This window comes from Paraburkholderia steynii, from assembly GCF_900100565.1.
Lineage (GTDB): Bacteria > Pseudomonadota > Gammaproteobacteria > Burkholderiales > Burkholderiaceae > Paraburkholderia > Paraburkholderia terrae.
Genome location: NZ_FNDI01000010.1, coordinates 200985 through 222464, shown reverse-complemented (window position 1 = coordinate 222464; position 21480 = coordinate 200985). Strand labels below are relative to the sequence as shown.

The following is a 21480-nucleotide window of genomic DNA, read 5'->3' as shown; positions in this document are numbered from 1 at the left end:
AACCGAACGATGTCGTCTCCCGCCAACGCGAACGCGCGTGAAGAACAGGGCGTCTACGCGCGCTATCCGAGCCTCGTGGACCGCACGGTGCTGATCACGGGTGGCGCGACGGGTATCGGCGCATCGTTCGTCGAGCACTTCGTTGCGCAGGGCGCGCGCGTCGCGTTCTTCGATATCGACGAAACGGCGGGCGACGCGCTCGCCGATCAACTCGGCGATTCGCGTCACAAGCCGCTGTTTCTGCGAGTCGATCTGACCGATATCGACGCGCTGAAGAAGGCGATCGCGGACGTGCGCGCCGCGCTCGGCCCGATCGAAGTGCTGGTGAACAACGCGGCGAACGACAAGCGTCACAAGATCGAAGAAGTGACGCCCGAATCGTTCGACGCAGGCATCGCCGTCAACATCCGTCACCAGTTCTTCGCGGCGCAAGCCGTCGCCGAGGACATGAAGGCGGCGAAAAGCGGCTCGATCATCAATCTCGGCTCGATCAGCTGGATGCTGAAGAACGGCGGCTACCCTGTGTACACGCTGGCGAAGTCGGCAGTACAGGGACTCACGAAGGGACTGGCGCGCGATCTCGGTCATTTCGGCATTCGCGTGAACGCGCTGGTGCCGGGCTGGGTGATGACGGACAAGCAGAAGCGTCTGTGGCTCGACGACGCCGGGCGTCTCGCGATCAAGCAGGGCCAGTGCATCGACGCCGAGTTGTTGCCCGAAGACCTGGCGCGGATGGCGCTGTTTCTCGCCGCCGACGACAGCCGCATGATTACCGCGCAAGACATTATCGTCGATGGAGGCTGGGCATGAGCGACACGATCACCAACGTTCAGGCTGCATTGCTGGTCGATTCGAAATGCACGCTGGGCGAAGGCGCAACGTGGGACGCGCGCAGCGGCCTTTTCTACTGGACGGATATTGAAGGCGCGCGGCTCTGGCGTTACGATCCGCGCGATGGCCGCAGCACGTTCTGGCGCATGCCCGAGCGGCTGTCGACTTTTGCGTTGTGCGCCGATCCGCATTACATGTTGTTGGGCCTCGCGTCGCGGCTGGCTTTCTTCGATCTTGCAACGGCCGAGATCGAGTCCATCGTCGATGTCGAGCCGGGCATGAACACGCGCGTCAACGACGGTCGCTGCGATCGCCAGGGACGCTTCGTGTTCGGCACGAAGGACGAAGCGTCGCCAGTGCAGGCCATCGGCGGGTTTTACCGGCTGAATCACGATCTGTCGCTCGAACGTCTGGCATTGCCATCGCCGGCGATTTCGAACAGTATCGCGTTCAGCCCCGACGGCGCGACGATGTACTTCTGCGATTCGCCGACACTCGAAATCCGCGCATGCGATTACCGCGCGGACGGCAGCGTCGCGAACGAGCGGCTGTTCGTGAAGCTGACCGACAAGACGGGCGAGCCGGACGGTTCGACGGTCGATAGCGAAGGCGGCCTGTGGAATGCGCAGTGGGGCGGGCGGCGCGTGGTGCGCTACGACGCGAGCGGCGTGGAGACGGAGCGCGTCGACGTGCCGACCGTGCAGCCCAGTTGCGTCGCGCTGGGCGGCGCGCAACTCGGCACGCTGTATGTGACGAGCGCGCGCGTCGGGCTCGATGCGCAGGCGCTGGCCGGCGATACGCGCGCCGGCGGCGTGTATGTCGCGACGCAGGGCCGGCGCGGTTTGCCGGAGCCGGTGTTCAAGGGATCGCCTGCGGCGAAGCGTGGTGCGTAATGCAAGCGCGCGGTGCGCAACGCAGGCGAACTAAAAGACTTTCGCAGTATCCGAAGCAAGGTAGTCCACGCCCCGAAGGCAGTCAGATTTGGGGCGCGCAACAAAACTCAGGAGGCGGCCGCTACGACGTGCCGCCCGCACAAGCAGCCATCTGTTCTCCGATGCGCCGATCATGCCGTCCGATGCCTCTCGTGGGAGTGTGATATGACTGTCGCGAATTCCGCTGTCCCATCTTCTCCACAATCGCGCGCGCGGCGCGCCCGGCTCGAGGCCACCGTGCAGCCGGTGCTGGCCGGGCCGAGTACGTCCGCAGTGGCGGTCGGCGCGGGAAGCGCCGCCGACGTCGCGTGCGTGACGCTCGCCAATTCGCTGCTGCGTCTCGATGTGGCGCCGTCGCTGGGCGGCGGCATCACGCGCTTCGACTTTCGCAACGAAGGCACGCTCGTGCCTGTGTTCCGGCGCTGCCGTCATGTCGATGCGGACACGGACGCGAACGATCTCGCCTGTTACTCGCTGCTGCCGTATTCGAACCGGATCGGCGGCGGGCAATTCATGCTGGGCGAGCGCGCGATCGACGTGCCGTGCAACCGCACGGGCGAGCCGTTGCCGATTCACGGCGACGGCTGGCTTGCGGACTGGACCATCGCGGCCGCTGACGCCGAAAACCTTACACTGACGCTCGACCGTCGCGACGGTAAACCGTACGCGTATCGCGCGACGCAGACTTACGCGCTCGACGGCTCGACGCTCGTCATCACGCTGGAAGTCGAAAATACCGGACGCGAAGCGATGCCGTTCGGCCTCGGCGTGCATCCGTTTCTGGTGCGCGATGCCGACACGCAACTGTCGGCGGCTGCGGCGGGCTTGTGGCTGTCGGACGAAGACTGGCTGCCTGTGCGCCATGTGCCTGTGCCGCCCGCATGGCAATTCGGCGTTGCGTATCCGTTGCCGCGCTCACTCGTCAATCACGCGTTTACCGGCTGGAGCGGACATGCGACGGTCGTGTGGCCGAAGCGGCGCCTGTCGCTGACGATGTCGTCGAGCACCGAGTACTACATTCTCTACACGCCGACGTCGAAAGACTTTTTCTGCTTCGAACCCGTCGATCACCCGATCAACGCGATGAACCTGCCGGGCGGCGCTGCCGACAACGGCATGACGATGCTCGCGCGCGGCCAGCGGCTTGCACGCTCGTTCAGCTTCGCGGTCGAGCGCACAGGACTGCGCGCGATGGCGGGTGGGCGCGCGGCGAAGCGCGGGTAGCACGGGCGGGCAGCCGAAGCGGGCTGATCGCCGATGCGGCCCGCATTGCGCCGCGCGAGTAAAATACGCGGCTCATCCGTTACCCGCGCGCCGCGAGATTTTCTATGTCCACATTCATCCAGACGCTCGACCACGCATGGCACACGACCAATTCGCTGCTGTGCGTCGGCCTCGATCCCGAGCCGACCAGGTTTCCCGGCGCGTACGCCAACCGTTCTGACGCGATCTTCGATTTCTGCAAGAGGATCGTCGACGCGACAGCGCCTTACGCATCGTCGTTCAAGCCGCAGATTGCCTACTTCGCCGCGCATCGCGCGGAAGAGCAGCTGGAACAGCTGATCGCGCACATTCATCTGAAGCATCCGGGTCTGCCCGTGATTCTTGACGCGAAGCGCGGCGATATCGGCAGCACGGCCGAGCAGTACGCCCGCGAAGCGTTCGACCGTTATCGCGCCGATGCCGTCACGGTGAATCCGTACATGGGCTTCGATTCGATCGAGCCGTATCTGGAGCATGACGGCAAGGGCGTGATCGTGCTGTGCCGGACGTCGAATCCAGGCGGCTCGGATTTGCAGTTTCTGGAGACGGAAGGTCGTCCGCTGTATCAGACCGTCGCGCGGCTCGCGGCGGAAAAATGGAACGCGAAGGGCCAGCTGGGTCTGGTGGTCGGCGCGACGTTCCCGAAGGAAATCGAAGTGGTGCGCGGCATCGTCGGCGACATGCCGCTGCTGATTCCAGGTATCGGCGCGCAAGGCGGCGACGTCGAAGCGACGGTCCGGGCGGGCCGCACGGCAGCGGGCGCGGGCATGCTGATCAATTCGTCGCGTGCGATTCTGTACGCGGGCAAGGGCGACGATTGGGTCGAGGCCGCCGCGCAAGCCGCGAAGGATACGCGCGACCGCATTAACGCGTTTCGTTAAAGCGCGGCTTTAGTGCTGTGAAGGCCGGGCCCGGTTAAGCGCCGGCCGGCCCAAGCTTTTCGATCAAGTCCCGATGCTGCGGATACTCGCGCACCAACGCGTCGACATCCGCAATCTCGAACTCGCTGAACTCGAACCCCGGCGCGACCGTGCAGCCGACGAGCGCAACGCTCGCCGCGTCGTCGCATTGCGCGGCGAACCACCTACCTGACCGCACAACGGCTTGAAACACGCAGTCGGCATGTTCGAGCGCGTTGCCCAAACGATGAACGGTGAGCGAGCCGTCGTCTTCCAGCGCATAAACGTTGAGCGGATCGCCGGCATAGAAATGCCAGACTTCGTCCGACTGAATGCGGTGCCACGCGGAGTGCGCGCCATCGCAAAGCAGGTAGTAGATCGCCGTGGAAGCGGAGCGGGAATTGGCGGAACCTTCGCGCCGGATGGCATCGGACGAGCGGTACGTCTCGCGAAAGAACCCGCCTTCGGGATGTGGCTGGAGATCGAAGCGGCGGATCAGTTCATCGCGGTCGATATGACGGGCCATGATTTCCTGCTGTAGTTGAGAACCTGGAAGCTCAGCGCTCCCGCTCGTCGAGCAAGGTCAACAGCCCGCGCAATGCGTGCGTCGCCGCCTGCACGCGCACGCGCTCGCGGTCGCCCTTGAACACCAGCGTCTCGACGACGGTATGCAGCCGGTTGCTCCAACCGAAGCACACCATCCCGACCGGCTTTGTCTCGGTGCCGCCGCCGGGGCCCGCCACGCCCGTAATGGACAGCGCGACCTGCGCGCGGGAATTCCGCAACGCGCCCTCGACCATCGCCCGCGCGACGGGCTCGGACACGGCGCCGTGCTTCTCGATGAGATCGGGCGGCACGCCGATCATCTCGCTCTTGGCCTGGTTCGAGTATGTGACGAAGCCGCGCTCGAACCATCCGCTGCTGCCGGAAATATCGGTGATGGCCGTCGCGACCATGCCGCCCGTGCAGGATTCAGCCGTGGCAAGCATCAGCCGCTCATCGCGCAGACGATTGCCGGCGCGAATGGCGAGTTGGTGAACGACGGAATCGGTAGCCATGCTGGACTCGGGGTAAGAAAAACGCGGGAAACGCAGGAAACGATCAGACCGACATCCGCCAGAGCGCAATCACGAGCAACGTGAAGAACGCCGCGACGAGATCGTCGAACATGATGCCAAAGCCACCTTTCAGTCTGCGGTCGAAATAACGGATGGGCGGCGGCTTCACCATGTCGAAGAAGCGGAACACGATGAACGCCCACAGCTGTCCCGTGAAGGTGGCGGGCGTCACCATCAGCAGCACCAGCCAGAACGCGACGATCTCGTCCCACACGACAGGCGACGGATCTTCAATGCCGAGCCGGTTCGCAGTGAAGCCGCAAATGCCGATGCCCGCGACAAAACCGACGACGATCAGAATGCCCCATTCGATGACGGTCAGCTGCGCACTGAACGCAGCGAACGATGCCCAAGCGAACAGCGTGCCGAACGTGCCGGGCGCGATCGGCGACAGGCCGCTGCCGAAACCCAGCGACAAGATATGCAATGGATGTGACAGCATGAAGCGCGCGGTCGCGCGGCGGGGCCGCGGTGCGCGCGGTTCGCCGTTCGACGCTCCTTCAGGCTTGCCGTCGGGTGTGCCGCCGGATGGGCCGGGCTGTCCGCCTGTTGGCGCGTCGGAGAAACTGCCGGCCGGGCCAAGCGAGGATTCATTCTGCATGGAAATGATCGAAGCCTTGCAACGTCAATGTAAGTGGAGCGCCTGACGCGTCGTGCCACGAGATCGCGGGCACGGCGCCGGCCGCATCGAGCGGAGTTATTGTACCGACGCGCGTCACGGGCAAACGCGCCTGTTGACCCGCTGCAACGACTTCAGCGCGCGCGGACGGCGGCGCGGTGAAGCACAACTCGTAATCGTCGCCGCCCGCGATCGTGCAGCGGCGCTGGATGTCCGTAGAGAGGCGGCGCAGCGCGTCCGAGCGTGGCAGCGCGTCGGCGTCGACGGTCGCGTTCACGCGCGAGCGTTCGAGGATGTGCATCAGGTCGCCCGCCAGGCCGTCGGAAATATCCAGCGCGGCGCGCGCGACCCCGCGCAACGCGAGGCCTAGAGCGACGCGTGGCTCGGGCAACTCCATGGCGCGGCGGAATGTCGCAGCGTCGTTGGCATCGGCGGACCACTCGCCGCGTTGCACGCCGAGACTCGCGCGCGCATCGCCCAACGTGCCGGATACCCAGATGTCGTCGCCGGGCTGCGCGGCGTCGCGGCGCAGTGCGCTCTGCGGCGGCACCGAGCCGAACACGGTGATGCACAGATTCAGCGGCCCGCCCGTCGTATCGCCGCCGACCAGTTCGCAGCCGTGGCGCTCGGCGAGATCGAAGAGGCCGTCGCTGAACGCGGACAGCCAGTCGGCGTCGGCTTTCGGCAGGGAGAACGCGAGCGTGAACGCCTGCGGCTTTGCGCCCATCGCCGCGAGGTCCGACAGATTGACGGCGAGCGCCTTGTGACCGAGCGCCTTCGGATCGACGTCGGGAAAGAAGTGGCGGCCTTCGACCAGCATGTCCGTCGATATGGCGAGCATCTCGCCGGCAGGCGGCGCGAGCAGCGCGCAATCGTCACCGATGCCAAGGACCGCGCGCTGCGGGTAGGTCGAACCCGACGCGCGGCGCGCGAAGAAGCGGTCGATCAGCGAAAACTCTGAAAGCATAAATAAGGCGTATGAGCGCGAAAGACGGCGGAAGCGGGTGGATGGATGCGTTCAAGAAACGCTAATCGAAGCTAACACGACGCTAAAGGCGCGCATTGTAGTCGCGGCACGGAACCCGACAAAACGGTGTGCTTTCCTTTCACGCTGTTTCGGTCGCGGCACTTGCACCCGGATTGCAGGGTTCGACTTTTGGGATTGGCGCTACAATGCGATCGAACATCTATTCTAATCCGCACTTCCAAGTCCGCTTATGTCGACTCCCGTCAATACCAAACTCCGTGAAGCCGCTCTCGATTATCACGAATTCCCGACCCCCGGGAAGATCGCGATCGCCCCGACGAAGCAGATGATCAACCAGCGCGACCTCGCGCTGGCGTACTCGCCAGGCGTTGCGTTCGCGTGCGAGGCGATCGTCGAAAACCCGCTGAATGCGGCGCGCTTCACGGCGCGCAGCAACCTGGTCGGCGTCGTGTCCAACGGCACCGCGGTGCTGGGCCTCGGCAACATCGGGCCGCTCGCGTCGAAGCCGGTCATGGAAGGCAAGGCCGTGCTGTTCAAGAAGTTCGCCGGTATCGACGTGTTCGACATCGAGCTGAACGAGTCGGACCCGCACAAGCTGGTCGAGGTGATCGCCGCGCTCGAGCCGACCTTCGGCGGCATCAACCTTGAAGACATCAAGGCGCCGGACTGCTTCATCGTCGAGCGCGAATGCCGCAAGCGCATGAAGATCCCCGTCTTCCACGACGACCAGCACGGCACGGCAATCGTCGTCGCGGCGGCTGTCACGAACGGCCTGAAGGTGGTCGGCAAGAGCATCAAGGAAGTGAAGCTGGTCGCATCGGGCGCGGGCGCGGCGTCGCTGGCGTGTCTGAGCCTGCTGGTCGATCTCGGCATGCCGATCGAGAACATCTACGTGACCGACCTGGCCGGCGTCGTCTACAAGGGCCGCACGGAACTGATGGACCCGGACAAGGAGCGTTTCGCTCGTGAGACCGACGCGCGCACGCTGTCGGAAGTGATGGGCGGCGCGGACGTGTTCCTCGGTCTGTCGGCGGGTGGCGTGCTCAAGCAGGACATGGTCAAGGGCATGGCTGACAAGCCGCTGATTCTCGCGCTGGCCAACCCGACGCCGGAAATCCTGCCGGAACTCGCGCTGGAAGTGCGCCCCGACGCCGTGCTTGCGACGGGCCGTACCGACTATCCGAATCAGGTCAACAACGTTTTGTGTTTCCCGTTCATCTTCCGCGGCGCGCTCGACGTCGGCGCGACGGTGATTACGAAGGAAATGGAAATCGCCGCGGTCAACGCAATCGCGGAACTGGCGCGCCAGGAACAATCTGACATCGTTGCGACGGCTTACGGCATTCAGGACCTGTCGTTCGGTCCGGAATATCTGATTCCGAAGCCTTTCGATCCGCGCCTGATCGTCCAGATCGCGCCCGCCGTCGCGCAGGCCGCGATGGATGCCGGCGTCGCCACGCGTCCGATCGAAGACATGGAGGCGTACAAGCAGCATCTGCAGCAGTTCGTCTACCACAGCGGTACGACGATGAAGCCGATCTTCCAGCTCGCGCGCGGCGTCGAGCCGGAGAAGAAGCGCATCGTGTTCGCGGAAGCCGAAGAAGAGCGCGTACTGCGCGCGGTGCAGATCGTCGTTGACGAAAAGCTGGCGAAGCCGATTCTGATTGGCCGTCCGGCTGTGATCGAGCAACGCATCGCGAAATTCGGCCTGCGTCTCGTCAACGGTCAGGACTACACGATCGTCAACACCGACCACGACGAACGCTACCGCGACTTCTGGCAGACGTATCACAAGATGATGTCGCGCAAGGGCTTCACCGAGCAGATGGCGAAGCTCGAAATGCGCCGCCGCACGACGCTGATCGGCTCGATGCTGGTGAAGAAGGGTCACGCCGACGGCATGATCTGCGGCACGGTCAGCACGACGCACCGCCACCTGCACTTCATCGATCAGGTGATCGGCAAGAAGGAAGGCGCGAAGGTCTACGCGGCAATGAATGCGCTAGTGCTGCCGAACCGCCAGATTTTCCTCGTCGATACACACGTGAACGTCGATCCGACGGCGGAAGAACTGGCCGAGATCACGATCATGGCGGCGGAAGAAGTGCGCCGCTTTGGTATCGAGCCGAAGATCGCGCTGCTGTCGCACTCGAACTTCGGCACGAGCAACGCGCCTTCTGCACAGAAAATGCGCGATGTGCTGGCTATCTTGCACGAACGCGCGCCGCATCTGCAGGTGGACGGCGAAATGCACGGTGACCTGGCACTCGACGCGAACCTGCGCAAGGAAATCCTCGCGGATTCGACGCTGGAAGGCGACGCGAACCTGCTGGTGCTGCCGAACATCGACGCCGCCAACATCTCGTACAACCTGCTGAAGACGGCGGCTGGCAACAACATCGCGATCGGGCCGATCCTGCTCGGCGCGGCGCAGCCGGTACACGTGCTGACGCCGTCGGCGACGGTTCGCCGGATCGTCAACATGACGGCGCTGTTGGTCGCCGACGTGAACGCAACGCGATAAATCTGTCGTTGTTTCGGCGCGGGCTATTGGTTTTTAGCCCGCGCAGGCAAAAAAAAGAGGCGTGCCCGCAATGGGCACGCCTTCGAGCAATGGGTGGGGATTAGCCATCCCGCAAAAAGGCAGACGCTGACATGAATCCGTTGTTCGAACTGTCCGGACGACGAGGCATGAACGCCGTCCAACATCTTGCCTCGGAGATAACTTTATCTCACTCGGGCTAAAACCTCTGTCAAAATGTGTCATATCTTGCGTCGGCGCCCTGCCGTTTTCGCTTGGACGGCCTTTCGTCCGACCAATGAACATTGATTCCAAAAGACATTAGCGATACCCTTACGACTTTCGTGCGACACGCGTCGCATCGACTGGACGGCGAAAGCCGTCCCATATGCGTGGCACCTTGATGCCACCCCTGTGAAGTAAGCGAAACCTAGTGCTGCTTGCTAGGAATCGCTGCCGTGAATATTGGTCGGCGTCCGCGCCGGTCAATTTGATTGCATTGACCTGATTACCGTCAGGTTCCGCCCAGTTAGCGGCTTCAACTCCGCTAACCAAGCGGATTGGAGTATGTGATACCTGCGTCCGAGTTTGGACGTGGTTCGGCACAAGTCGAGCGCAAAGCTCGGCGTGTCATTGTTCGCCTTCGCGAGATGTAGGAGCGAAGCAGAGAACCTGCTATGCGACTAGCAGTAGCCTAAGAAGACATGCGCCACTGGCAACGGTGGGGTGTGAAGCTCTTCTGACAATGAAGCCCCCGGACGTTTCGGGCAGGCGAGTGCCGCGAGGTACCCGTCTGGTAATCCTCAGCAGCAGGGGATTCGGAGCTAGGCTGGCTGATATGGTCAACGTATGTGAATCACTGATAAACCTCGTGATAAGGAAAGTGCCAACTGCTGCTGGGCACTAACCAAAATGGTGTGCGGTCGGTTACCCCGCTGAAAGTTCGGGTTACGTCGCCAACAGACCGCCGGGGAATAGGTGGGACCTACGTCAGTCGTGTGACATGCCGGGAACGTGGTAAGCCCGTATCGTTGCCAGTGCAGGATGGCTGGCCGGCGGACCGCAAGGAACGCTTTTGACGGTGCGGGTATGGGAGGACGGAGAAAGCGAATGCCGGGCTGTAATGGCCCGGATAGGGGTTGAGACATTACCTCACGCGATAAGCGGGCAGACTTCCGTCTGGTCTACCGTCGCAAGATGGCTGACTACCCTCGGCTGGAAAGTGATTGTTGATGGGCTTCCGGACCATCAACGTACGTTTTTAACCCCCTTGCGGGAGCAGATCGCTCCCGCAAGGGGTGGTCTGGTCTCCGCTCGGGTTTCACTTCATCGAGCAGGAGAGCAGCATGAGAGTATCTGTCCGAAAGGATGGATCTGCGCTTTTCCACGCGCCGAACAACTGGCACGCCGTCGATTGGCGTCGGGTTGAACGGAACGTGAGAGGGATGCAGATTCGAATTGCGAAGGCGACGCGGGAAAGCGATTGGCGCAGGGTGAAAACTCTGCAACGGATGCTGACCCGCACGTTGTCCGCAAAGCTGTATGCGGTACGACGTGTTACGCAAAACCAGGGTGCGCGAACGGCGGGAGTCGATCGCGAGCTATGGGATTCGCCTGAAAGCCGATGGGAAGCTGTCGGCAGGTTGAAGCGGCGTGGATACAGACCCCTGCCACTACGGAGGGTCTTTATCCCCAAGGCCAATGGGAAGGAGCGCCCTCTGGGTATCCCGACCATGCGGGACAGGGCGATGCAGGCTCTGTATTTGCTGGCATTGGAGCCGGTGTCGGAATCGACGAGCGACCCGAACTCATATGGGTTCAGGCTTAACCGCTCGACGGCCGACGCGAAGAGTCAGATATTTGTTTGCACGTCCAAGAAGGCCTCGGCCCAATGGATACTGGAAGCAGATATCAAGGGCTGCTTTGACCACATCAACCACGACTGGCTGGAGAACCACGTCCCTATGGACGCGGAGATCCTGCGGAAGTGGTTGAAGGCTGGCCTGATTTACAAGGGTCAGCTGCAGGCGACTGAGGCCGGTACGCCGCAGGGAGGGATCATCTCCCCGACGCTGGCTAACGTGACGCTGAACGGGCTTGAACCCGAACTACTGAAGCACCTTCGTGCCCGGTACGGAGTGGTTAAAGCCTCGAAGCTGAAAGTGAATGTGGTGCGATACGCGGATGACTTCGTGATCACTGGCAATTCGAAGGAGTTGCTGGAAAACGAGGTGAAACCTTGGGTGGAAGCATTCCTTGACGTTCGAGGACTGCGACTATCGGAGGAGAAAACGCGGGTCACTCACATTGATGACGGCTTCGACTTCCTGGGGTGGAATTTCCGGAAGTATTCGGGAAAGCTGCTCATCAAGCCAAGCAAGAAGAACGTGAAAGCGTTCTATCGCAAGGTGGCGGAAACGATCAGTGGCAACAAGGAGGCGACTCAGGAAGGTCTGATCCTTCTGTTGAATCCGATGTTGCGAGGCTGGGCGCAGTATCACAGCCCCGTTGTGGCCAAGCAGGCGTACAGCCGCATGGAGCATCTGATTTTCAAGAGGCTCTGGCGGTGGTGCAGGCGCCGGCATCCACAGAAGAATGCCAGCTGGGTGCGAAAGAAGTACTTTCACACAGTTGGCAAACGGACGTGGGTATTCGGCGCGCCGATAGCGGAAGACGATGGCAGTACTTGGTTGCTGGAATTGTTCCGGCCGAGTAGTACGCCGGTTCGGCGGACCAAGAAAGTAGCGGGTGAATACAATCCCTTCGATGTCAGATGGGAGCAATACGGTGAGACGCTGCGTCAGGAGCGGATGTGGCTTTCCAAGCGCTACCGCAAACAATGGGTCTCGCTGTACATGTCGCAGAACGGACTTTGTGCGCACTGCGAACAGGCCTTGACGGAAGAAACGGGTTGGCACGATCATCATTTGACGTATCGGATGCTGGGCGGGTCAGACGCTATTTCCAATCGAGTGTTGCTTCACCCGGACTGCCACCGCCAGGTACATGCTGGTAAACTTGCGGTGACTAAGCCGGTTCTGCTATAAGCGGGATTTTGCATGTAGGCTTGAGCTGTATGCGGGGAAACTCGCACGTACAGTTCTTAGGGGGCCCCTGATCCGAAAGGAAAGGGGGCTACCCTACATGGTCGTCAAACTCGTTAGTCAACAGCGGGAATCCTGGACTCATGGCACGCAAGTGGCTCCGCGACGGCGTGCTGATCGCCGCCTTGACGCTTGGAGGTTTTGCCGGCGGTTTTCCGGCAGGTGGCTGGGCCCGGGAAGTGCAGCAGGGACAGGCCGGAGGCACGATCGCGGTGGCGCAATTGCCGCCGCAAGCCGTCAGCACATTGAACTTGATTGCAGCTGGCGGGCCTTATCCGTATGAGAAGGACGGCGTCGTATTCGGCAATCGTGAGCGGTTGCTGCCGCCGCACCGGCGCGGCTATTACCACGAATACACCGTTCCCACGCCAGGCGCCCGCGATCGCGGCGCACGCCGCATAGTCTGTGGAGGGCCGCTCAAGCGGACCACCAATTGCTTTTACTCAGACGACCACTACGCCAGTTTTAATCGCATTATTGAATGACATCGGGATAATCGGCATGAGCGACAACGTCTACGCGCACGACTCGAAAGTCGCGACGGATTTTCTCGCGGCCGGCGACGGCAATATGTTCCAGCGCGTCATGCAGATGCGCGATGCCGGCCAGGTCCGTGACGTCCAGAACGAAGCCAGTACGGGCCTTTCATCGGAAGAGGAGCGCATGAGTCTTTTCCAGACCGTACGACCGAACATCGTGCAGTCGATCCGCGCGTTCCGCGTGCAGGATCTCGCCGACGAAGCGGGTCGGCTCGGTCAGCATTTCCTCTATGCGTTTGTGGGCAATGCCCAGTCGAAGCAGGAAGTGATGGAAACCATCGCGACGTCGTTCCTGTTTCCGAAGCATTTCGGCAAGAATTACGACGCGCTATACGACTCGCTGACCGATCTCGTTCACAAGGCTGGCTCGCAACCGGGATTCGTCATCGTGCTGGAAGCGCTGCCTATCGCGATCAAGTTCGACAAGGAAGCGCGCGAGACGCTGCTCGACGTGTTCCGCGAAGCGGCGGAATTCTGGGCGGAGCGGAAAGTGGCGTTCCGGGTGTTTTACTCGTTCGCCTGAGTGTTGGATCTGTAATAAGAAAGGCCCGCCGATTGGCGGGCCTTTTGCATTCTTGCGTGGACTTCCTTCGGACGAAGGCGCCGGTGAGACGCGCCGCTTACCAGCCGCCCCAGCGCGCAGCCAGCGCGGACAGCACGGCGATCCCGGCTGTCTCGGTACGCAGCACGCGCGGGCCGAGACCGACGGACGTGAAGCCGTGGTCCGCTGCTGCCGCTTCTTCGGCAGCCGAGAAGCCGCCTTCCGGGCCGACCAGCACCAGCGCGCGAACTGTCGGCGGATCGGTGGGCAGGGCGGAGAAGGGCACGCTCGCGCGCGGCGACAGCAAGAGGCGCAACTCGCCGTCGGCGGGCTGCTTCGGCATGGAGCTGAGCCACGTGGCGAGTTCGCGTGTCGGCATCACTTCGGGCAGGCGGTTGCGCCCGCACTGCTCGCACGACGCCTGCACGATCCGCTGCCAGTGAACCTGGCGGCGTTGCGCCCGCTCGCCGGAGAGGCGAACGACGCTGCGGGTGGTAGTGAGCGGCACGAATTCCGACGCGCCGAGTTCGGTCGCCTTTTCGATCAGCCAATCCATCTTGTCGCTGCCGGCGATTCCCTGCGCGAGCGTCAACTGATAGGGCGGCTCAGCCTCGACGTCGCGGAACGGGCCAATCCGCACGATGGTTCCATGTCGATCCATATCGACGATTTCGGCGCCGTACTCGCCGCCGGTGCCGTTGAACAGGCTCACGGTGTCGCCCGGCTGCAGGCGCAGGACGCGCACGTGCCGATTGACTTCATCCGGTAGGGAAACGATGTCGTCGGTTTTGAACGGGGTGCCGACGAAGAAGCGAGGCATAAGGAAAGTTCTCATTCATTCAAGACAGGTGGCAGGCCAACGCCCAGCGGTAGCCGTCCAGATCTTCGATCTGGGCAAAACGGTCGCCCCAGAACTGATCTTGCGGTTCGCTCAGCGACCTGGCGCCGGCCGCAATGGCCCGCGCATAGACCGTGTCGACATCGTCGACATAAAGGTAAAACGATTGGGGTGCCGTCGTGGCCGCGCTTTTCGGCGTTTTCGCTGTCGAGCCGAACGCGCCTTCCGGGGCGAACATCACGATCAATTGATCCTGATACGTCATCTCGACATGCATGACGGCGCCGTCGTCATGCACACTGTCCCTGACCCGGAAACCAAACGCCGCCTCGAAAAATGCGATCGACGTGCGCGCATCGCGGACGGTCAGATACGGCGTCAGCCACGGCACTCCGGCTGGGCGTGAGGCAGTCATCGAACTCTCCTGAAGCAGTGGGTCGTCATGCCATCGCCTTCGCTACCAGTGTTGCCTTGCGGCTGCCAGTGCCGAAGAAGCGATGAATTTTGCAGCACTCCCAAAGCTAACGCTCTAAGAATTGGCTTAGTTTATCGCTGGATGCGCGACGAACGGCGAATAATGAAGCGCGTGGCGATATTTCCAGCGTCCGGCGTCTGCGAATTTTCGCAGGATCGTGCTGCGAAACTCGCGCGGATTGCGCTGGTTTTGCGGATTCGTAAATCGCGGTGGCACACAGAAAGATTCAGACAGCGTCGCAAAGTTCTGAAGATTGCGCGCGATCAAGCGCGCGCAAGCAGGCGGCAGATCCAGGTCGCATGGCGCCGCGACCGCCTTCCGCAGCTTGCGCCGGCCGGGCGTCCATGCGCGCCGGATCGCTCCGAAACGCCCGTCCTATGGCCGAAGACGAGCCCGGCTATCTGTTAGAATATCCCGCTTTGCAGCCCTGTCCGTTTGCTCTGCCCGCCTCGCGTCTCCCGGCGCCGCACCGTGCGCCGAAGCAGACTGGCCGCCGGGCTTCCGGACCATCAACGGCGCCTCCGCTTTTTGGACCATTCTCCGGAATCGACATGACGACCTCGTCTCCCGCCCCCACCTCCCTGATGGCCAACGCGATCCGCGCGCTCGCCATGGATGCCGTTCAACAAGCGAACTCCGGTCACCCGGGTATGCCGATGGGCATGGCCGAGATCGGCGTTGCGCTGTGGTCGAGGCACCTGCGTCACAACCCGAAAAACCCGCATTGGTCTGATCGCGACCGCTTCGTGCTGTCGAACGGTCACGGCTCGATGCTGCTGTACTCGCTGCTCCATCTGACGGGTTACGACCTTCCGATGGAAGAGCTGAAGAACTTCCGTCAGATGCACTCGAAGACGCCGGGTCACCCCGAGTACGGCATCACGCCGGGCGTCGAGACGACCACGGGCCCGCTCGGGCAGGGTCTGGCGAACTCGGTCGGCATGGCGCTCGCCGAGTCGCTGCTCGCGAACGAGTTCAACAAGCCCGACGCGAAGATCGTCGATCACCACACGTATGTGTTCCTCGGCGACGGCTGCCTGATGGAAGGCATTTCGCACGAAGCGTGCTCGCTGGCGGGCGTGCTGAAGCTGAACAAGCTGATCGCGTTCTACGACGACAACGGCATTTCGATCGACGGTGAAGTCATTCACTGGTTCCACGACGACACGCCGAAGCGCTTCGAGGCATACGGCTGGAACGTGATTCCGGGCGTGATCGGTCACGACGTCGACGCCGTCGACGCCGCGATCCAGAAGGCGAAGCAGTCGGACAAGCCGACGCTGATCTGCTGCAAGACCGTGATCGGCGAGGGCTCGCCGAACAAGGCGGGCTCGCACGACGTCCATGGCGCGGCGCTGGGCGAAAAGGAAGTCGCGGCCGTACGCGAGAAGCTCGGCTGGCACTATCCGCCGTTTGTCATTCCGCCGGAAGTCTACGCAGCGTGGGACGCGAAGGAGAATGGCGCTAAGATCGAAGGCGAATGGAACGACGCGTTCGCCGCATACCGCGCGAAGTACCCGCAGGAAGCCGCCGATTTCGAGCGCCGCATGGCCAACAAGCTCCCGGCCGACTGGGCGGAGAAGGCACAGGCGATCATCGCCGGCGCGAACGAGCGCGCAGAAACCATCGCGACCCGCAAGGCGTCGCAGCAGGCTATCGAAGGTCTCGCGGCTGTGCTGCCGGAACTGGTCGGCGGCTCGGCTGACCTGACGGGCTCGAACCTGACCAACTGGAAGGCGGCGAAGTACGTGCGCGTCGGCGAGAACGGCGCGGCGGGCAATTACGTCAACTACGGCGTGCGCGAATTCGGCATGAGCGCGGCCATCAACGGCCTCGCGGTGCATGGGGGCCACAAGGCGTTCGGCGGCACGTTCCTGACGTTCTCGGATTACAGCCGCAACGCGCTGCGCGTCGCCGCGCTGATGAAGTCGCCGTCCATCTTCGTGTTCACGCATGACTCGATCGGTCTCGGCGAAGACGGCCCGACGCACCAGTCGATCGAACACGTCGCGAGCCTGCGCCTGATTCCGCACATGCAGGTATGGCGTCCGGCGGATACCGTCGAAACGGCGGTTGCGTGGACGCAGGCCGTCGAGCATCAAGGCCCGTCGTGCCTGATCTTCAGTCGCCAGAACCTCGCGTTCAACCCGCGCACTGACGCTCAGATCGCGAATATCGCGAAGGGCGGCTACGTGCTGAAGGACTGGAACGAGGACATTCCGGCGCGCAAGATCATCCTGATCGCGACGGGTTCGGAAGTCGAACTGGCGATGAAGTCGGTCGAAGTGCTCGCGCGCGAAGGCATTGCGGCACGTGTCGTGTCGATGCCGTCCACGACCACGTTCGACAAGCAGGACGCCGAATACCGCGAGCGCGTGCTGCCGCACGGCGTGCGCCGCGTCGCGATCGAAGCGGGCGTGACGGACTTCTGGCGCAAGTATGTCGGCCTGGAAGGCGGCGTCGTCGGTATTGACGTGTTCGGTGAATCCGCGCCGGCCGGCGTGCTGTTCAAATATTTCGGCTTCACCGTCGAGAAGGTTGTCGAGACGGCCAAGGCCGCACTCGGCTAATTGCGCGCCATGTCATGCGCGCTGCGTTTCGGCGGCGCGCGTGACGGCTCGTTGCGCATCAGCCGAAGCATCACGGAAGAAATTTTTTCAGCCATCAGGAGATAGAACATGACGATTCGCGTCGCAATCAACGGCTATGGCCGGATCGGCCGCAACACGCTGCGCGCCTTCTATGAAAACGGCAAGAAGCACGACCTCGAGATCGTCGCGATCAACGACCTCGGCGACGCCAAGACGAACGCGCACCTGACGCAGTACGACACGGCGCACGGCAAGTTTCCGGGCGAAGTGACCGTCGACGGCGAGAACCTGATCGTCAACGGCGACAAGATCCGCGTGCTGGCCAACCGCAACCCGGCTGAACTGCCGTGGGGCGAACTGGGCGTCGACGTCGTGCTGGAATGCACGGGCTTTTTCACGACCAAGGAAAAGGCGAGCGCGCACATCAAGGGTGGCGCGAAGAAGGTGATCATCTCGGCGCCGGGCGGCAAGGACGTCGACGCGACGATCGTTTATGGCGTGAACCACAACGTGCTGAAGGCGTCGGACACGGTCATCTCGAACGCATCGTGTACGACGAACTGCCTCGCGCCGCTCGTCAAGCCGCTGAACGACAAGATCGGTCTGGAAACGGGTCTGATGACCACGATCCACGCGTACACGAACGACCAGGTGTTGACCGACGTGTACCACGAAGACCTGCGCCGCGCGCGCTCGGCCACGCATAGCCAGATCCCGACGAAGACGGGTGCTGCATCGGCTGTCGGTCTCGTGCTGCCGGAACTGAATGGCAAGCTGGACGGCTATGCGATTCGTGTCCCGACGATCAACGTGTCGATCGTCGATCTGTCGTTCATCGCCAAGCGCGATACGACTGTCGATGAAGTGAACGCGATCATGAAGGAAGCGTCGGAAGGCGCGCTGAAGGGCATCCTCGGGTATAACTCGGCGCCGCTGGTTTCGATCGACTTCAACCATAACCCGGCTTCGTCGACGTTCGATGCGACGCTGACCAAGGTGTCGGGCCGTCTGGTGAAGGTGTCGAGCTGGTACGACAATGAGTGGGGTTTCTCGAACCGCATGTTGGATACGGCGGTTGCACTGGCTAACGCGAAGTAAGTTTTTTTCGCTTTTCAGCGGGAAGAGGCCGTCCTTTGGGCGGCTTTTTCTTTTTTTTGGGTTTGTTTTTTGTCTGCGACGCTGGGTTGGTTTGCTTGGGTTTGCGCTGGCATCCGCGATTCGTTAGCGTGCTTCAAGCGTCGCCCCTGTGCGGGGCAGCACCTACTTTTCTTTGCCGCCGCAAAGAAAAATAGGCAAAAGAAAGCGGCTAACACCGCCACTTCTAGTTCTTGCCTGAGGGCCCTCAAAGGTTCTTACGCTTCACACGGCAACCGCGTGACCCACGTTCGTTGCCAGCGCTCTTGCGGTGCGCCTCACCCGCTTCATATGTCCGCGTTACAGCACGCCTTGCCAGGTAGTCCACCGCCGCCCAGGTGGCAAACTGTGTGTAGGCCGTAGTGCCTCGCACGCCTCACTTCGAACCGATAGCGCATGCGCTCCATCCTGTAAGAGCGCCAAGCTATACGACGGGACAATCTACACACAGTTTGCCACCTGGGCGGCACATACCATTCGCTGCCGCTGGCTCTTGTTCGGGTGTTTGAAGTGGGTGAGGCGCTCATTCGAAGCGTTGGCAACGAACGCGAACAAGGACGTTGCCGTGTGAAGCGTAAGACCGGTTGGGGGCCCTCAGGCAGGAAGAAGTGTTAGCGGTGTGAGCCGCTTTCTTTTGCCTACTTTTCTTTGCGGCGGCAAAGAAAAGTAGGTGCCGCCCCGCACAGGGGCGACGCATGAATGGCAAACACCGTAACGCGGATGCCAGCGCAAACCCAAGCAAACCAACCCAGCGTCGCAGACAAAACCAAACCAAACCAAAAAAATCAAACCTGCGGCGTAGGAAAATAAACCCCAGCGCGTTGCGCCGCATTCGCAATATGCTTCTCGATAGCCAGTCCGGCCGCATGCGGATCACGGGCCTTCAAAGCATCAAGAATCGCCCGATGCTCATGATACGTAGACAGCACGAGTTCACGCCGATAAAACGGCATCCGCTGACTCTCCTTCATGATGTCAGCGCTACTCCGCAAGATGGACTCGATAGCAGCATTGCCCGCAATCGCAACGATCCGCATATGAAAGTCGAAGTCCAACTGCGCGGCATCATCGAGCTCGCCATTAGTCAGCGCCGTATGCAACGAAGCAATATTGTCCTCAAACCATTCGACGTCATTATCGCCAATAGCCAGCGCCGCCATCCGCGCAACGAAGCCTTCCAGCGCGAACCGCATCTGATAAGTATCCGGCAACGACGACTGATCTGCGAACCGCCACGGATGCGCCGACGACGCCTTCGTCGACTGCACATACACGCCCTTGCCGGGACGAATAGTCAACAGCCCGAGCGCTTCGAGCGTCGATAACGCCTCGCGCAGCGACGCCCGGCTGATATCGAGTTCTTCCGACAATTGCCGCTGCGCCGGCAGCAAACACCCGACAGGATAAACGCCACCCTCGATCCTCTCGCGAATCGTCGAGATGGCAGAGTCGGTAACAGTATGCGGCACGTTTTTCATGATGTCGGCAGCGGCTCGGTGCGGTCTGACCAGTATTGTAGAACGGCTTTCAATGTTTCGCGCAAACCTTCACCCACACGCAAGATCCGGGCGAGAAGTCCGGTCAGACCAGACCGGGTAAACACCCTCCCGACAATCCTTGACCTCTCTATATCGGCTTCCTACTATTGGCCATAACAGTACTGGTCGGACCAGTATGAACAGATGTTCTAGACCCAACTCGTGACCGGGAGAAAGCCGTGTTGAAGTTTTTCAATTCGCTGTTTGGCCGGGTGGTGATCGCTCTCGTGGCGGGCATCGTGCTCGGAGCGCTATTTCCGCATTTCGCGCAGTCGCTGCGCCCGTTGGGCGACGGCTTTCTCAAGCTGATCAAGATGGTGATCGGGCCGATCGTGTTCTGTGTGGTCGTCAGCGGCATGGCGCACGCAGGTGATCTGAAGAAAGTAGGGCGCGTCGGCCTGAAAGCCGTCGTCTACTTCGAAATCATGACGACGATCGCTCTCGTGATCGGCGCGGTGCTCGCGTATGCCACGCGGCCGGGCGTCGGCATGAACATCGATCTGCATACGCTCGACGCCGGTTCGCTCGCCACCTACACGGAGCACGCGAAGAGCCTGAAGGACACGGCCGGCTTCCTGCTGAAGATCATCCCCGACACCGCGATCGACGCATTCGCGAAGGGCGACATCCTGCAGATTCTCGTGTTCTCCGTGCTGGTCGGCTCCGCGCTGTCGCTGCTCGGGCCGCGCGCACAACGCGTCAACGATCTGATCGACGAACTCGCGCAAGTGTTCTTCCGCGTGATGAGCTTCATCATCAAGCTTGCGCCGCTCGGCGTGCTGGGCGCGATCGCGTTCACCACGGGCACGTATGGCGTCGAGTCGCTGAAGCAGCTCGGCATGCTCGTCATCGTGTTCTACGCGAGCTGCATCGTGTTCGTCGCCGTCGTGCTGGGTGTCGTGATGCGTCTCGCCGGGTTCAGCGTGTTCAAGCTGATCCGCTATCTGCGCGAAGAACTGTCGATCGTACTCGGCACCGCTTCGTCCGACGCCGTGCTGCCGCAGATCATGCGCAAGCTCGAATGGATGGGCGTGAAGGATTCGACCGTTGGTCTCGTGATTCCGACCGGCTACTCGTTCAACCTCGACGGTTTCTCGATCTATCTGACGCTCGCGGTGATCTTCATCGCACAGGCGACGAATACGCCGCTGTCGATGCACGATCTGATCGTCGTCGTGCTGGTGTCGCTGGTGACGTCGAAGGGCGCGCACGGCATTCCCGGCTCGGCGATCGTGATTCTCGCCGCGACGCTCTCGGCGATTCCCGCGATTCCTGTGCTCGGCCTCGTGCTGATCCTGCCCGTCGACTGGTTTGTCGGCATCGCCCGCGCGCTGACCAACCTGATCGGCAACTGCGTCGCGACCGTCGTCGTCGCCGTGTGGGAAAACGATATCGACAAGGCGCGCGCGCGCCATGTGCTGAACCTCGACAGCGACTACCGCTTCGTGCCCGCCAGCACCGATCACGACAACGACAACACGGCCCACGCGAATCCGGCGCACGCCGTCTGACAACGCTTTCCGCCATCTGACCGACCACTCATGGCAAA

General features: G+C 62.0%; 18 protein-coding genes. 11 read left to right on the top strand and 7 right to left on the bottom strand.

The window, feature by feature from the left end; translation table 11 throughout:
* Positions 1–9: 9 nt before the first annotated feature.
* The 4 genes from BLT65_RS19835 (at position 10) to pyrF (ending at position 3907) form a co-directional block, all read left to right on the top strand.
* Positions 10–810 (top strand): SDR family NAD(P)-dependent oxidoreductase, encoded by an 801-nt coding sequence (locus tag BLT65_RS19835; RefSeq protein WP_042308044.1) that lies wholly within the window; start codon positions 10–12, stop codon positions 808–810.
* Entirely contained in the window at positions 807–1724 is a 918-nt protein-coding gene (locus BLT65_RS19830) for an SMP-30/gluconolactonase/LRE family protein (RefSeq protein ID WP_091780105.1), read from the top strand. Before BLT65_RS19835 ends, BLT65_RS19830 begins: the two co-directional genes overlap by 4 nt.
* Before the next feature lie 204 nt (positions 1725–1928).
* Positions 1929–2987, top strand: coding sequence for an aldose 1-epimerase (locus BLT65_RS19825; RefSeq protein WP_091780102.1), 1059 nt, complete (start codon positions 1929–1931; stop codon positions 2985–2987).
* A 104-nt stretch (positions 2988–3091) separates the two neighbouring features.
* A complete protein-coding gene (pyrF, locus tag BLT65_RS19820) occupies positions 3092–3907 on the top strand; it encodes an orotidine-5'-phosphate decarboxylase (protein ID WP_007743605.1) in 816 nt (271 codons plus the stop codon).
* Between the two features lie 34 nt (positions 3908–3941).
* Here the strand turns inward: pyrF and BLT65_RS19815 are convergent, their stop codons facing one another.
* The 4 genes from BLT65_RS19815 to thiL are packed head-to-tail and all read right to left on the bottom strand — an operon-like array spanning position 3942 to position 6629.
* Entirely contained in the window at positions 3942–4451 is a 510-nt protein-coding gene (locus BLT65_RS19815) for a cupin domain-containing protein (protein ID WP_042307972.1), read from the bottom strand.
* A 31-nt stretch (positions 4452–4482) separates the two neighbouring features.
* The gene (locus tag BLT65_RS19810; RefSeq protein ID WP_007743603.1) at positions 4483–4983 is read right to left on the bottom strand and encodes a CinA family protein; all 501 of its coding nucleotides are present in this window, start codon (positions 4981–4983) and stop codon (positions 4483–4485) included.
* Between the two features lie 43 nt (positions 4984–5026).
* A complete protein-coding gene (locus BLT65_RS19805; protein WP_007743602.1) occupies positions 5027–5644 on the bottom strand; it encodes a phosphatidylglycerophosphatase A family protein in 618 nt (205 codons plus the stop codon).
* The gene (gene thiL / locus BLT65_RS19800; RefSeq protein ID WP_007743601.1) at positions 5634–6629 is read right to left on the bottom strand and encodes a thiamine-phosphate kinase; all 996 of its coding nucleotides are present in this window, start codon (positions 6627–6629) and stop codon (positions 5634–5636) included. The genes BLT65_RS19805 and thiL overlap by 11 nt, the downstream gene beginning before the upstream one ends.
* 250 nt (positions 6630–6879) lie before the next feature.
* Here thiL and BLT65_RS19795 point away from each other — a divergent pair, with 250 nt between their 5' ends.
* The 4 genes from BLT65_RS19795 to BLT65_RS19780 all read left to right on the top strand — a co-directional run bounded on the left by BLT65_RS19795 (position 6880) and on the right by BLT65_RS19780 (position 13337).
* Positions 6880–9174: an NADP-dependent malic enzyme gene (locus BLT65_RS19795; RefSeq protein ID WP_042307975.1), complete on the top strand. Its 2295-nt coding sequence runs from the start codon at positions 6880–6882 to the stop codon at positions 9172–9174.
* A gap of 1343 nt (positions 9175–10517) precedes the next feature.
* On the top strand, positions 10518–12218 hold the full coding sequence (ltrA, locus tag BLT65_RS19790; protein WP_091780099.1) for a group II intron reverse transcriptase/maturase: 1701 nt from the start codon (positions 10518–10520) through the stop codon (positions 12216–12218).
* A gap of 140 nt (positions 12219–12358) precedes the next feature.
* Entirely contained in the window at positions 12359–12760 is a 402-nt protein-coding gene (locus BLT65_RS19785; RefSeq protein WP_042307977.1) for a ribonuclease, read from the top strand.
* Positions 12761–12776: 16 nt separating this feature from the next.
* Positions 12777–13337: a barstar family protein gene (locus tag BLT65_RS19780; protein ID WP_007742464.1), complete on the top strand. Its 561-nt coding sequence runs from the start codon at positions 12777–12779 to the stop codon at positions 13335–13337.
* 97 nt (positions 13338–13434) lie between these two features.
* On the opposite strand, the gene BLT65_RS19775 is transcribed toward BLT65_RS19780, so the two are convergent.
* Together BLT65_RS19775 and BLT65_RS19770 are read right to left on the bottom strand one after the other, a co-directional pair.
* The gene (locus BLT65_RS19775) at positions 13435–14175 is read right to left on the bottom strand and encodes a 16S rRNA (uracil(1498)-N(3))-methyltransferase (RefSeq protein WP_042307979.1); all 741 of its coding nucleotides are present in this window, start codon (positions 14173–14175) and stop codon (positions 13435–13437) included.
* Positions 14176–14194: 19 nt separating this feature from the next.
* Positions 14195–14608, bottom strand: a complete 414-nt coding sequence (locus BLT65_RS19770) for a VOC family protein (RefSeq protein ID WP_054928993.1) — start codon at positions 14606–14608, stop codon at positions 14195–14197.
* Positions 14609–15219: 611 nt separating this feature from the next.
* Here BLT65_RS19770 and tkt point away from each other — a divergent pair.
* Entirely contained in the window at positions 15220–17238 is a 2019-nt protein-coding gene (gene tkt, locus BLT65_RS19760; RefSeq protein WP_042307982.1) for a transketolase, read from the top strand.
* Between the two features lie 108 nt (positions 17239–17346).
* Positions 17347–18357, top strand: a complete 1011-nt coding sequence (gap, locus tag BLT65_RS19755) for a type I glyceraldehyde-3-phosphate dehydrogenase (protein ID WP_036002599.1) — start codon at positions 17347–17349, stop codon at positions 18355–18357.
* 821 nt (positions 18358–19178) lie between these two features.
* On the opposite strand, the gene BLT65_RS19750 is transcribed toward gap, so the two are convergent.
* Positions 19179–19871 carry a FadR/GntR family transcriptional regulator gene (locus BLT65_RS19750; protein ID WP_042307984.1) on the bottom strand — a complete coding sequence of 231 codons (693 nt, stop codon included), beginning with the start codon at positions 19869–19871 and terminating at the stop codon, positions 19179–19181.
* A 239-nt stretch (positions 19872–20110) separates the two neighbouring features.
* Between BLT65_RS19750 and BLT65_RS19745 the strand changes: the two genes are divergently transcribed.
* Positions 20111–21442: a C4-dicarboxylate transporter DctA gene (locus tag BLT65_RS19745; protein WP_042307986.1), complete on the top strand. Its 1332-nt coding sequence runs from the start codon at positions 20111–20113 to the stop codon at positions 21440–21442.
* Positions 21443–21480: the final 38 nt, after the last annotated feature.

Bases quoted from the DNA above. Each gene is read 5' to 3' on its own strand.
- BLT65_RS19835 (WP_042308044.1), top strand. From the start codon at position 10: ATGTCGTCTCCCGCCAACGCGAACGCGCGTGAAGAACAGGGCGTCTAC.
- BLT65_RS19830 (WP_091780105.1), top strand. From the start codon at position 807: ATGAGCGACACGATCACCAACGTTCAGGCTGCATTGCTGGTCGATTCG.
- BLT65_RS19825 (WP_091780102.1), top strand. From the start codon at position 1,929: ATGACTGTCGCGAATTCCGCTGTCCCATCTTCTCCACAATCGCGCGCG.
- pyrF (WP_007743605.1), top strand. From the start codon at position 3,092: ATGTCCACATTCATCCAGACGCTCGACCACGCATGGCACACGACCAAT.
- BLT65_RS19815 (WP_042307972.1), bottom strand. From the start codon at position 4,451: ATGGCCCGTCATATCGACCGCGATGAACTGATCCGCCGCTTCGATCTC.
- BLT65_RS19810 (WP_007743603.1), bottom strand. From the start codon at position 4,983: ATGGCTACCGATTCCGTCGTTCACCAACTCGCCATTCGCGCCGGCAAT.
- BLT65_RS19805 (WP_007743602.1), bottom strand. From the start codon at position 5,644: ATGCAGAATGAATCCTCGCTTGGCCCGGCCGGCAGTTTCTCCGACGCG.
- thiL (WP_007743601.1), bottom strand. From the start codon at position 6,629: ATGCTTTCAGAGTTTTCGCTGATCGACCGCTTCTTCGCGCGCCGCGCG.
- BLT65_RS19795 (WP_042307975.1), top strand. From the start codon at position 6,880: ATGTCGACTCCCGTCAATACCAAACTCCGTGAAGCCGCTCTCGATTAT.
- ltrA (WP_091780099.1), top strand. From the start codon at position 10,518: ATGAGAGTATCTGTCCGAAAGGATGGATCTGCGCTTTTCCACGCGCCG.
- BLT65_RS19785 (WP_042307977.1), top strand. From the start codon at position 12,359: ATGGCACGCAAGTGGCTCCGCGACGGCGTGCTGATCGCCGCCTTGACG.
- BLT65_RS19780 (WP_007742464.1), top strand. From the start codon at position 12,777: ATGAGCGACAACGTCTACGCGCACGACTCGAAAGTCGCGACGGATTTT.
- BLT65_RS19775 (WP_042307979.1), bottom strand. From the start codon at position 14,175: ATGCCTCGCTTCTTCGTCGGCACCCCGTTCAAAACCGACGACATCGTT.
- BLT65_RS19770 (WP_054928993.1), bottom strand. From the start codon at position 14,608: ATGACTGCCTCACGCCCAGCCGGAGTGCCGTGGCTGACGCCGTATCTG.
- tkt (WP_042307982.1), top strand. From the start codon at position 15,220: ATGACGACCTCGTCTCCCGCCCCCACCTCCCTGATGGCCAACGCGATC.
- gap (WP_036002599.1), top strand. From the start codon at position 17,347: ATGACGATTCGCGTCGCAATCAACGGCTATGGCCGGATCGGCCGCAAC.
- BLT65_RS19750 (WP_042307984.1), bottom strand. From the start codon at position 19,871: ATGAAAAACGTGCCGCATACTGTTACCGACTCTGCCATCTCGACGATT.